Here is a 12,675-nt window from a genome sequence, read left to right on the forward strand (position 1 = left end):
AATGGAGAAAGAATCATTACTCAATTATTTGTATCGCTTTTTTGATATCATCGTATTACTTTTTATTGTATTTGACTTTGGATATGACTTCGAAGAAAACTACAATTCACCACATGTAATAGGATTAATTTTATTGTCGATAGGATTATTAGCTTTTAATGCTTTTAAGTTTTTTACCTACAAATATAAAAGCAATAAAAAAGTAGCATTAGCTAATATGATTTTACTAACAGGAATTATGATAGCCTGTTTTGTAATTTCTATTTTAAATATTGACTTCTCTACTGACTATATTCTTCAAAAAGTAAAACCTCTTTTAGAAGGTGGGCTTATATTTTATTTCTTGCTTAGACTTTTGGTTTTGGTACGTCATATTTATGATATCTATTTTAATCCGGCAATTGTATTTGTTGGAAGTTTTATGATTTTAGCTTTAACAGGAGGGTTTTTATTAATGCTCCCAAGTGCAACCACAAACGGAATTACTTTTACCAACGCACTTTTTACTTCAACAAGTGCTGTTTGTGTTACTGGTTTAGCTGTTGTTGATACTTCTACAGCTTTCACTGTTGTAGGACAATCAATTATTTTAGTTTTAATCCAGTTAGGTGGAATCGGAATTTTGACTTTTACCTCATTCTTTGCTTTCTTTTTTAGAGGGAGTTCTTCATTTAAAGAGGGATTAAATACTAAAGATTTTATTGCACACGACGGCATGAGAGATGTTTTTAGAGCGGCACTAAATGTTGTTATTTTCACTTTAGCCGTAGAAGCAGTTGGTGCCATTTTTGTATATTCATCTATTATTGACAACAATACAATTGATAATAAATTTTTCTTTTCAATATTCCACTCCATTTCGGCATTTTGTAATGCTGGTTTTTCTATTTTATCAGCTGGATTATATGATGAAGCTATTCGTTTTGATTATTTTCTGCAATGGATTATTATGACATTGATTGTATTAGGCGGTTTGGGACATAACATTGTATTTAATTTTTATCAAAAAATTAAAACTCATGTGGTAGAACTTTTTGACAAAACTATTATTCATAAAAAAGTTCGAATCATCACTTTAAATACTCAAATTGTAATTTACACTACTTTAGTATTATTAATCGGTGGTTTTATTTTCCTATTTATTTCAGAATACAACAACACCTTACTAGAGCACAATAGTATTTTTGGGAAAATTACAGCCGCTTCTTTTAATTCGGTAACACCAAGAACTGCAGGGTTTAATGCGGTAGATTTTACTAAAATGAACGTTCCTTCTTTGTTGTTCATTATCTTTTTAATGTGGATTGGTGGTTCTCCAGCTTCTACTGCGGGTGGTATCAAAACGAGTACGTTTGCATTAGCAACTTTAAATATTTTTGCTGTTGCCAGTGGAAAAAGCAGAATTCAATTGTTTGGCAGAAGAATTTCTTCGGAATCTACTTCTCGTGCTTTTGCTATTTTGTGTATCTCCTTAATAACAATAGGAATTTCAATTGTAGCAATGTTGATTTTTGAACCAAAAGGAACGCCTTTATTAACCGTTGCTTTTGAATGTTTTTCAGCATACAGTACAGTAGGATTAAGCTTAAATTATACTCCTACAGTTACCGAACCAAGTAAATATGTATTAATCGCCTGTATGTTTATTGGCCGTATCGGAATGCTCAACTTAATGGTTGGATTATTACGAAGATTGAATCATCAATTCTACGAATATCCAAAAGAAAATATATTAATTAACTAATCTACCAAAAATGAAAATTATAGTATTTGGTTTAGGAAACTTCGGAATGTCGCTTGCCATCAGCTTAACTGAAACAGGAAACGAAGTAATTGGTGTAGATAAAAACATCGAAAAAATTAATCTTATCAAAGATAAAATTTCACATGCAGTTGCCTTAGACTCAACAAACGAATTATCGTATGAAGCTTTGCCATTAAAAGATGCCGATAAAGTCGTTGTTGCGATTGGTGAAAATGAAGGTGCTGCTATAATTACAACTGCAATTATTAAAAAACTGAGTGATGTAAAAATTATCAGTAGAGCTTTGTCTCCAATTCACGACACGGTTTTAGAAGCAATGGGAATTTATAGTATTATTCACCCAGAGCAAGAATCGGCAGATAGATTAACCAAGCAAATCAACTTCAAATCAACTTTAGAAAACTATCAATTAGATGATAATTTTACGATTTCGGAAGTAAAAGCAAAACCAGAATTTTACGGAAAAACATTAGCTGAATTAGACTCAATCGATAAATATCATTTAACACTAATTACAATTATTCGCAAAAGAGAAAAACGTAATTTAATTGGTAAAAAATCAATCATAAAAGAATCTATCGGTCGTCCAGCTCCAGATACTGTTGTCCTAGAAAATGATATTTTGGTAGTTTACGGATACAATAAAGACATTGAAACCTATTGTTTAGGACAAGAAGAACATCAAATTAGAAGCTAAAAATGAACCGAATTCTCTCTACAAAAAAACTTTCAAAAACATTAAAAAAGAAGTTTTCTGATGCTAAAATGGAACTTGTAGAAAAAAATTTTATTCAAACCAAATCCATTTCATTTGAAACACCTCAACTAAATGATTACTTAGTTTTTACGAGTAAAAAAGCGGTAAAAAGTGTTTTAAAATCGGATGTAAAAAACGTTCATACCATTTCTTGTTTGTGTGTGGGAAGTAAAACCAAAAATTTTCTCAAAAAAAAAGGATTCACCGTTTTAGAAAGTGCTGATTATGCCGAAGATTTGATTCAAATAATCGATTCGAAATACAAAAGCAGTTCGTTTACCTTCTTTTGCGGAAATATCAGAAGAAATACGATTCCAAATTATTTTCAGCAAAATAAAATCGCATACAACGAATTTGTCGTATATGAAACCAAACTGAAACCCCACCAAATAAAAAAACCATTTGATGGCGTTTTATTTTTTAGTCCGTCAGGTGTGAATAGTTTTTTAGAAATGAATTCATTAGAAAATAAAATGTGTTTTTGTATTGGAACTACCACTTCAAAAGCATTAGAAAATAGAACAAAAAACATAGTAATTGCATCGCAACCCACCGTTGAAAATGTAATTACCGAAGTAATAAAATATTATAAATAAAATAAGACCTGACAGGTTTTCGAAACCTGTCAGGTCTGAAAAACAAAAACCATGTTAAAAAACGATTTATTTTTAAGAGCATTAAAAGGAGAAACTGTTGAACGTCCGCCAGTTTGGATGATGCGTCAAGCAGGAAGATATTTACCAGAATTTAGAGCTTTACGAGACAAATATGATTTTTTCACCCGATGCGAAACTCCAGAATTAGCTGCTGAAATCACGGTACAACCCATTCGTATTGTAAAACCAGATGCAGCAATTTTATTTTCGGATATTTTGGTAGTGCCAAGAGCTATGGGAATTCACGTAGAATTAAAAGATAATTTAGGTCCGATAATTCCAAATCCAATTCGTACAGCCGAACAAGTGAATCAGGTTTTTGTCCCGAATATTCACGAAACTTTAGGTTATGTGATGGACGCAGTAAAATTAACCAAAGAAATGTTGAACGACGAAGTTCCATTAATTGGTTTTGCTGGTTCGCCATGGACGATTTTTTGTTATGCTGTTGAAGGAAAAGGTTCTAAAAGTTTTGATACGGCAAAAGGATTTTGTTTTTCAAATCCAGTTGCGGCACACTTATTATTGCAAAAAATTACCGATACCACAATTTTATACTTAAAAGAAAAAGTAAAAGCAGGTTGTAATGCGATTCAAATTTTTGACTCTTGGGGAGGAATGCTTTCTCCGGTAGATTATCAAGAATTTTCATGGCAATACATCAACCAAATTGTAGAAGCTTTAGCTGAAGAAACCGAAGTTATCGTATTTGGAAAAGGATGTTGGTTTGCTTTGAACGACATGGCAAAATCAAAAGCATCAGCTTTAGGAGTAGATTGGACATGTTCGCCAAGAAACGCGCGTTATTTAACAGGTGGTGACATTACCTTACAAGGAAATTTTGACCCAAGTCGACTGCTTTCTCCAATTCCAACCATCAAAAAAATGGTACATCAAATGATTGACGAATTTGGAAAAGACAAATACATCGTCAACTTAGGTCACGGTATCTTACCAAATATTCCTGTTGATCATGCTAAGGCGTTTATTGAAGCAGTGAAGGAGTATAAGAAGTAGTTTTTTATAACTAATGATTGCAACCGATTCATTTTATATAATCACTTTACAAGCAGATGACGCAAAAAGTTTATCTGAAATGATGGTTTTTAATTTTGATAACTTTAAACGTTACTTTCCAATTACATTATCAAAAAATCAATCCTTTGATGATAGTTTAAAGTATATTGAGGAAAAAAGAAAAGAAAACGCTTTAAAATCTGAATTTACATTTGGAATTAAAGATATTTCAAATTCAAAAATTGCTGGTTTGATTATCATCAAAGAAATAAATTGGGATACCAAACAAGGAGAATTTGCCTATTGTATTAGTTCAGAATACGAAAACAAAGGTTGGATGTCAAAAGCTATTGCTCTAACCACAAAATACGGTTTTGAAGTTTTAGGATTCAATAAATTTCAAATTATTGCTCATAAAACAAATATTGGAAGTTGTAAAGTTGCCGAAAAATGTGGTTTCGAATGGAAAAGAACACTTTTAAATGAATACACACCTCCAAATGAAACTCCATTGGATATGGAATTATATGAATTAGAACATGAAAAATAAATTCTACACCTACATACAAAACCTGCAAGATCAAATCTGTAAAGGATTAGAAGACATTGATGGCGGCACCAAATTTCGCGAAGACATTTGGGAACGACCAGAAGGCGGTGGCGGTCGCACACGTGTTATTGAAAACGGAAATGTTTTAGAAAAAGGCGGTGTGAATATCTCAGCCGTTCATGGGAAATTGCCTGATACCATGCAAAAAATGTTTGGTGTTGGAGAAGCGGATTTTTTCGCTTGCGGATTGAGTTTGGTGATTCATCCTAAAAATCCGATGGTGCCAACGGTTCATGCGAATTGGCGTTATTTTGAAATGTATGACGACAAAGGCAATATTATCAACCAATGGTTTGGTGGTGGACAAGATTTAACACCTTACTATTTATTTGAAGAAGATGCCAAACATTTTCATCAAACCTGTAAAAATGCTTGTGATAAACATAATACTGAATTTTATCCGAACTATAAAAAGAAATGCGACGAATACTTTTGGAACGCACATCGATTTGAAGCACGTGGAATTGGCGGTTTGTTTTTCGATTATTTAAAAGCAACCGAACAAATGTCGATGGAAGATTGGTTCAATTTCGTGTCAGAAGTTGGAAATTCTTTCTTACAAGCGTATGTTCCAATTGTGGAAAAAAGAAAAGATTTACCTTATACGGATGCACAACGCACATGGCAAGAAATTCGTCGTGGTCGTTATGTGGAATTCAATTTGGTTCATGATAAAGGCACACTTTTCGGGCTAAAAACCAACGGAAGAATAGAAAGTATTTTGATGAGTTTACCACCACATGTACAATGGGTTTATGACCATCATCCTGAAGCAGGAAGTGAAGAAGAAAAATTACTAAAAGTATTAGCAAAACCAGTTGAATGGATATAAAATTAAGCTACATATTTTTTTGCTTAGGAACTATTTTAGGAGTGGCTCAAAACGATTCTTTGTCCACTCCTTTTTTTAAATCTTATGACGAAAAAGTAACCAGTAGTTTATATTTTATAGATACTTCTAACAGTTTTGAATTTCTGTTTGATTCTGGTGGCGAAAACAAACATTTGAGTTTAATTCCCAACCGAAAAGCCCAAATTGGTGCTAATCTTAGCTATAAATTTATTGATATTAGTTATGGTTTTTCGCCAAAGTTCTTTGAAGAAAACAAAGATAATTCGGGTTCCAAATTATTTACTATTAGTTCACGTTTTTATCATAAAAAATGGATGCAATCCATTACATTCATTAATCAAAAAGGATTTTATGTAGAAGATGATGTAACCGTTTTTCTACCACGATTAAGAACCACAAAAATTGGCGGAACAACTTCTTATGTTTTTAATGATAAATTTTCGTTTAAAACCATTGCCAATCAAAAAGAATGGCAAACCAAAAGCGCAGGAAGCTTTATTCCTAATTTTAGTTTTTATTATACCAATTTTGATCTCAACGATGGAAGTGGCGGCGAACATAGTGATGTTTATTTAGCAACGTTTTCGGCTTCCTATTTTTATAATTTAGTTATTAAAGAAAAGTTTTTGGTTTCTATTGGACTTTCTCCTGGCTTTGGATTTAATGATGTAGATGGAGACGTTTCCTCATTATATGAAGTAACGGGTAGTTTCAAAATTGGTTATAATGTGGATTCATTTTTTAGTTTTATCAATTTGAATTTTACTGATTTTGTTCAAGATACAGATGCAAAAATCAGATTAAATGATAATTTTTCAACCTTCAAATTTACACTTGGTTATCGATTTAATCCGCCTAAAAAAATAAAAGAAGTTTACGATAAAGTAAATAAAAAAATGAAATTATAAAAAAAGCACTAAGTCAAAAATGAAATAGTGCTTTTTTTATAATAAAATATTATTTAATTAAAAAAATCGATTAAGTCCAGAGTCTGAAGTACAATATTTTCATTTGAAAAATTAGAATTGATTTCCATTTCTAATTTCATAATATGATTGTTTATCTTATTTGACGCTTTGAACTCCATATTTTTAAACTGATTTCCAAAACGTATCATTTTTGCCGTATCACTTCCTAAATCTTGGTTCAATAAATACGCTTTGAAAAAACGTTGCATTTCAAAATTTCCATAAAAATAATTCTTCGATAAATCTTTCTTTACTTTTTTAGTAAAGTCAGATTTTGAACCGTTATTCAAATAATTTAATCCATTAGTAAACACCATAACATCCCCTTTTTTAAGTATAACCATATCTCCTAAATCTTCTGATTGATTTACTAAATAATAACCATCTCCTTTTTGCAAAAGATTTTTTCTAACACCTAAATTCAATAGTTTATCTCCCATTTTTGGATGTGTAGAAGTCATAATCATGGTGAAAATTGGTCGGGTTTTAGTGATGGTTTTTTCTTCTTCTACTTCTTCGTAATTTTCATCATAAGTTCTCGACATAAAGGTACTTTCATAAGATTCCATGGCATGTAAAAACATAGAAATATCGCCATCAAAAAGAGTTGCTGTGGCTTCTTCATCAACAATTGTTGAAATTAAATCTGTTATTATTTCTGTATCTTGTTTGTCAATTGGCATATTACTTAAAAGCTGCTCCATAATTTCTGGATAGTTTTTAAGTAATTCTTCTGTACTTGAGTGATAGGAAAAATACGCTAAAGGTTCTTGCTTTGGAAAATAATTATAAATGTTTTTATTCGGTTTTCTGGCAACTACTTTTTGCATTACATTGGCAAGAGATTCTGAATATTCCACTTTTTGTTCCATTCTAGCTTTGTTGTTTTCAAAATAGAAATCAACATTCATTCCTTTAATTGAATTATTGGAATTATTTATGCCGTTGTTTGAATTGATAGAACCTAACAAATAATAAAACGAACTCATTTTGCCATAAACTGCTTCATAATTAATCCATGAAGCAATATCTGCATTGGTACTTACTTTAGTTGAAGTTGGTGTTACAAATCCATGTTCAAATAAAAGAGCTATCTGTTCCTCTTGCTTTTCTTGTTTTTGGATTCGTTGTTCTGCTTGCTCTTTTTCAAAAGAGGCAATCCATTTTTTATACTCTTCATCTTCAACAGCTTCTACCACTTCGATATTTTCATCTTCAGAAATAGCTTCTTCAACTCCAATTCTTTTTTCAACAATTTCCTCTATTGGAGCAACTTCTTCAATTTCAATCACTTCTACTGGAGGGTCTTCATAATACTCTTCATCTACTACAACTGCAGCACTATCGGCTACCAACATAGCGTCTGAAAAATCTGCGTTAGTAAAATTATTATTGGTTTCAACAAGTCCGTAAATAATGAAGTTACCTTCATTCCATGCCATAGAAAAATCATCTTTTTTAGGCGAATAAACAGTGTATTTTGAATGCGTTTTAATAACTTCTTTAATAGAATCAGTTGAGTTTGAGTTATTTTTATTGACTTTATTTTGGATAAAAGTATTCCAACCTTTTCCATCTTTTAATGGAAATGTCATTTGATAATACGCTATGCTATCGGTAAAATTTCCATGAATGGTTACGGGTTTAGATTTATCTATGAACGAAATAAAATCGTTTAATTTAAAATCGGAATCAGCTTGGTTTACACTTTTAAAAACTTTGTGATTAAACAAACTATCAATGTTTACTTTTTTAGCAAATTGTGGTGTGTTGAATTGCACAAAATAATCATACTTTTCCAGTTTTTCTTGACTAAACACTAATACTGGAAACAAGAATAAGAAATAAAAAATCTTTTTCATAATTGAATTAAGGATTGAAACTTATGGAATTATTCATCAGCTTATTGTTGTTTAAAACATTCCATATATTCTGTTTTAAAAACACTGTTTTTTTCGATTTTGAAAGTTTACTATTCGCATTTTGTACCATTGCCACATCTTTATCAAAAGTATAAACGGCAACTATATTTGCTTTCAGTAAATCTTCTTTTTTGTCTTCGTTCTTTATTAAATTTTTAGGTAACGGATAAGAAGCGATTCGCTCAAATTTGCCATTATTGTTTTTAAAATGAACTAAAGTATTTTTTTTATCTATTGCATTTAAAACAGCATTCAACGTTTCTAAAGAATTGTATGAAAAATTGATTTTAAAAATATAGGTATTAAAATCGTATGAGGTAGAAATTTTTGAAATACCTTTAATTTTTGAAGCTTCAGCTCTAAATTGTGCTAACTTAGATTTAATATCTTCTTCATTTGGAATGCTTACCCCATCAACTTCTTCTAACATTATAGCCGATTTTGTTTTAAACCATGAACTCGAAAAATCTACAACCAAACTATAGTCACCACTTTGATCACTATTGTGTTTGATTTTTTCAGTTATTTCGAAACAACTGGTTAGTAGCAAACAAATGCTAAGAATAATTAGCTTCTTCATGCTGCAAAATTAAGAATATTTTTACAGATTTATGTCTTTTGCAAAAGAAAGAAATAGATGAAAAATTAGTAACTTTACGCATTAATATTTGAATATCAAATTATGTTTCCATTACACAGAGGTCGTCGTTTAAGAGTAAACGAATCTATAAGAAGTTTAGTTCGCGAAACCACATTAAGTCCAAGTGATTTTATGTTTCCGATGTTTATTACTGAAGGTGAAAATGTAAAAGTCGAAATCCCTTCTATGGTTGGCATTTACCGTCGCTCGATTGATTTGACTGTCGAAGAAGTAAAAGAACTTTTTGCTTTGGGAATTCGTGCAGTAAATATTTATGTTAAGGTAGATGAATCATTAAAAGATAATACTGGTAAAGAAGCTTGGAACGACAATGGTTTAATGCAAAGAGCCATTCGTGCTATCAAAGCGGCTTGTCCTGAAATGATTGTAATGCCTGATGTAGCTTTAGATCCCTATTCCATTTATGGTCATGATGGTATCATTGAAAAAGGTGATGTCGCAAATGATGCAACTAATGATGCTTTAGTAAAAATGGCGGTTTCTCACGCAAAAGCGGGTGCCGATTTTGTAGCGCCAAGTGATATGATGGATGGACGTGTTTTACGTTTACGTCAAGGTTTAGATACTGCAGGATTTCACAATGTGGGAATCATGAGTTATTCGGCTAAATATGCTTCGGCTTTTTATGGCCCGTTTAGAGATGCTTTGGATTCAGCTCCAAAAGATGCCGATGTAGAAGTTCCGAAAAACAAAAAAACCTACCAAATGGATTACGCTAATCGCATCGAAGCGGTTAAAGAAGCTCTTTGGGATGTAGAAGAAGGTGCTGATATGGTTATGGTAAAACCTGGAATTGCCTATTTGGATATCGTTCGTGAAGTGAAAAATGCGGTTGATGTTCCGGTAACGGTTTTTCATGTTTCTGGAGAATATGCCATGATTAAAGCAGCTTCTGAAAGAGGTTGGTTAGATCACGACAAAATTATGATGGAGCAATTAATGTGTATCAAAAGAGCAGGTGCGAGTTTGATTTCAACTTATTTTGCAAAAGAAGCAGCTATTTTATTAAACAGAAAGTAATGTGACATTTGTCACAAACTAAGTAAAATCGATATTGTAATTTTATCGATATTTCTAAATTATATTAAAATGAAACTTATATTTAAATCATTAGCTATTTTTGCACTAACAATCACATTGACTAATTGTGGTGAAAAAAAAGAAACTGACACCTACGGAAATCCAGTTGAAGAAAAAACTGAGACAACCACTGAGACAGCAGTTGATCCATTACTAGCAAAAGGTCAAGAGCTTTTTGAAGGTAAAGGAACTTGTACGGCATGTCATAAAGCGGACACCAAAGTGATTGGTCCTGCAATTAAAGATATTGCTAAAATTTACAAAGAAAAAGGGGCCAGTATTGCCGCTTTCATCAACGAAGAAAGCGAACCAATTGTTGACCCAACACAATATGAAACCATGAAAACTAACTTTACTATTACCAAAGCTATGACGGCTGAAGAACGTAAAGCTTTAGAAGTATATATGATGAGTTTCGAATAAAATATTATTCAACTACCAACTTAAAGCCCACGCGCGGAATGTTTTCTATTCTCACGTGGGTTTCTTCTTTTATGATTTTTCGCAATCTTGAAATGAATACATCTAAACTTCTACCAAGGAAATAATCATCGCTTCCCCATAATTCCATTAAGATTTTTTCGCGTTTTAGAACGGTATTTGGATTGTCTAAAAACAATTTTAAAAGCGATGCTTCTCTTTCGGTTAATGTGATTTTTTGACTGTCATTTTTCAATAAATAATTCTCGGGTTCAAATTGAAAACTTCCAAAAGTATATTGTTTTTGTGTTGAATTATCGGTTGATTTCTGACTTCGGTTTAAGAAAATTTCAATTTTTAAAATCAATTCTTCAATAGAATATGGTTTTACCAAATAATCATCGGCACCCAATTTCAATCCTTTAATTCGGTCTTCTTTCATGGTTTTTGCCGAAAGAAAAATAATCGGAATTTCCTGATTTCGTTTTCTGATTTCGGTTGCTATTTCAAATCCATCCATATCGGGCAACATAATATCTAAAACACACAAATCAAACGTTTCTTTACAAAACAGTTGAAATGCTTCTTTTCCGTTGTTGCAATGTACAACTTCAAAATGTTGTTCTAAATTATCGGAAGTTAAAAACGCCAGGGTTTCGTCGTCTTCTACATACAAAATACGTTTCTTACTCATAATCGTTTTTATTTATTTGGATGGATATTGTAATTCCTTTATCTTCATTATTCGTTGCAAAAACTTTCCATTTGTGCCATTCGCAAACACGTTTTACATACGAAAGTCCAATACCAAATCCTTCAATATCTTTACTATCTTCTCGTGCAACTCTAAAAAATTTATCAAACACAAATGGTAAATCATTAGCTGGAATTCCGACTCCATTATCCGAAAATTTTAAAAGCAATCCTTTATCATTTTCTTTGGATTGAATTTGGATTATTGGATTTAAACCCGAATATTTTACCGCATTATCCATAATATTATAAAGCACATTATAAAAGTGAAATTCATCAGCTTGAATTACATAATCACGCTCTAATTGAATGTCTATTTTTATTTCTTTCTGATGTTTTAAAACGATATTTTCTTTAACCAATTCCAGCAATACTTTTACATCTACTTTGGTTTTATCCAAAACAATTTGCTTGCTTTCAGTTTTGGCTACGTACAAAATTTTCTCAATGTGTTGGTTTAGTTTATTGCTTTGATTGATTATGATTTGCATGTATTTTGACAATCTTGGATTATCAACAATTTCTTTTTGCGTATTGGCATAATTTGAAGCAATTAAAATAGAAGCCAAAGGTGTTTTAAACTCATGTGTCATATTATTTATAAAATCCTTTTGTAAATCGGTGTATCTTTTTTGTTGCAACATTAAAAATACCGAGTACACATAAATAATTAAAACCAGGAACAACACGCCTGTAAATATCCAATATTGCGATAGACTTTTGAAATATGTTTGTTCAATATGTGGAAAACGCACTGCAAAATAATACGTTAAATCGCTGTTTTTTAAAAAGCAATCTTCACAAAATTTCTCAGATTTCCCATTAATCGAAATGTAATTTCCGTAAACCATTTCATCTGAACTACAGTCATAAATAGCATATTCGAAGTCAAGTTCCAATTTTACTTTTTCAAATTCAAGCTTTAAATACTGCTCTAGTATTCGATTTTCGAAAACATCATTAACGTTAACTATAAAGTAGTTTTCAGAAACTTTCTTAATTTGATTGGTAATGGGTAATTCTGATTTATTATCTCTATAAATTTTTTCCACCACATCTTGCAAAGCAAAATGGATTTTATCTTCCATATCTTTTTTTTCAAAAATATAGGCCTGATTGAGCAAAAACAGTTGCATAATGATAACACCAACAATTGCTAAAAACCCAATGAAAATTACGGTATTAAATCTGTTAAACTTCATAATGAGTTCGA

The 12,675-nt window shown here is 31.4% G+C and carries 13 protein-coding genes; 9 read left to right on the forward strand and 4 right to left on the reverse strand.

The features are described from left to right. Position 1 precedes the first annotated feature (1 nt). Genes B2741_RS07730 through B2741_RS07760 form a run of 7 tightly spaced genes read left to right on the forward strand, consistent with a single transcriptional unit; the run spans position 2 to position 6,566 of the window. Positions 2–1,744 (forward strand): TrkH family potassium uptake protein, encoded by a 1,743-nt coding sequence (locus tag B2741_RS07730; RefSeq protein ID WP_291137202.1) that lies wholly within the window; start codon positions 2–4, stop codon positions 1,742–1,744. Between the two features lie 10 nt (positions 1,745–1,754). Continuing rightward, the gene (locus B2741_RS07735) at positions 1,755–2,462 is read left to right on the forward strand and encodes a potassium channel family protein (protein ID WP_291137204.1); all 708 of its coding nucleotides are present in this window, start codon (positions 1,755–1,757) and stop codon (positions 2,460–2,462) included. Positions 2,463–2,464: 2 nt separating this feature from the next. Further along, positions 2,465–3,118 carry a uroporphyrinogen-III synthase gene (locus tag B2741_RS07740; protein ID WP_291137207.1) on the forward strand — a complete coding sequence of 218 codons (654 nt, stop codon included), beginning with the start codon at positions 2,465–2,467 and terminating at the stop codon, positions 3,116–3,118. Positions 3,119–3,169: 51 nt separating this feature from the next. Next, positions 3,170–4,195: a uroporphyrinogen decarboxylase gene (gene hemE / locus B2741_RS07745; RefSeq protein ID WP_291137210.1), complete on the forward strand. Its 1,026-nt coding sequence runs from the start codon at positions 3,170–3,172 to the stop codon at positions 4,193–4,195. A 13-nt stretch (positions 4,196–4,208) separates the two neighbouring features. After that, positions 4,209–4,745, forward strand: a complete 537-nt coding sequence (locus tag B2741_RS07750) for a GNAT family N-acetyltransferase (RefSeq protein ID WP_291137213.1) — start codon at positions 4,209–4,211, stop codon at positions 4,743–4,745. Beyond that, the gene (hemF, locus tag B2741_RS07755; protein ID WP_291137216.1) at positions 4,735–5,637 is read left to right on the forward strand and encodes an oxygen-dependent coproporphyrinogen oxidase; all 903 of its coding nucleotides are present in this window, start codon (positions 4,735–4,737) and stop codon (positions 5,635–5,637) included. Before B2741_RS07750 ends, hemF begins: the two co-directional genes overlap by 11 nt. Beyond that, entirely contained in the window at positions 5,628–6,566 is a 939-nt protein-coding gene (locus B2741_RS07760) for a DUF4421 family protein (protein ID WP_291137219.1), read from the forward strand. Before hemF ends, B2741_RS07760 begins: the two co-directional genes overlap by 10 nt. A 53-nt stretch (positions 6,567–6,619) precedes the next feature. Here the strand turns inward: B2741_RS07760 and B2741_RS07765 are convergent, their stop codons facing one another. Together B2741_RS07765 and B2741_RS07770 are read right to left on the reverse strand one after the other, a co-directional pair. Continuing rightward, entirely contained in the window at positions 6,620–8,488 is a 1,869-nt protein-coding gene (locus B2741_RS07765) for a hypothetical protein (RefSeq protein WP_291137222.1), read from the reverse strand. 7 nt (positions 8,489–8,495) lie between these two features. After that, positions 8,496–9,128: a hypothetical protein gene (locus B2741_RS07770; RefSeq protein WP_133608942.1), complete on the reverse strand. Its 633-nt coding sequence runs from the start codon at positions 9,126–9,128 to the stop codon at positions 8,496–8,498. Between the two features lie 102 nt (positions 9,129–9,230). Here B2741_RS07770 and hemB point away from each other — a divergent pair, with 102 nt between their 5' ends. Next, positions 9,231–10,229: a porphobilinogen synthase gene (gene hemB, locus B2741_RS07775; RefSeq protein ID WP_291137227.1), complete on the forward strand. Its 999-nt coding sequence runs from the start codon at positions 9,231–9,233 to the stop codon at positions 10,227–10,229. Positions 10,230–10,298: 69 nt separating this feature from the next. Beyond that, the gene (locus tag B2741_RS07780) at positions 10,299–10,712 is read left to right on the forward strand and encodes a c-type cytochrome (RefSeq protein WP_291137230.1); all 414 of its coding nucleotides are present in this window, start codon (positions 10,299–10,301) and stop codon (positions 10,710–10,712) included. A gap of 4 nt (positions 10,713–10,716) precedes the next feature. On the opposite strand, the gene B2741_RS07785 is transcribed toward B2741_RS07780, so the two are convergent. Further along, the gene (locus B2741_RS07785; RefSeq protein WP_133608948.1) at positions 10,717–11,403 is read right to left on the reverse strand and encodes a response regulator transcription factor; all 687 of its coding nucleotides are present in this window, start codon (positions 11,401–11,403) and stop codon (positions 10,717–10,719) included. Further along, positions 11,396–12,664 (reverse strand): sensor histidine kinase, encoded by a 1,269-nt coding sequence (locus B2741_RS07790; protein WP_291137234.1) that lies wholly within the window; start codon positions 12,662–12,664, stop codon positions 11,396–11,398. Before B2741_RS07790 ends, B2741_RS07785 begins: the two co-directional genes overlap by 8 nt. Positions 12,665–12,675: the final 11 nt, after the last annotated feature.

Source organism: Flavobacterium sp. UBA7663 (assembly GCF_002483315.1).
Classification (GTDB): domain Bacteria; phylum Bacteroidota; class Bacteroidia; order Flavobacteriales; family Flavobacteriaceae; genus Flavobacterium.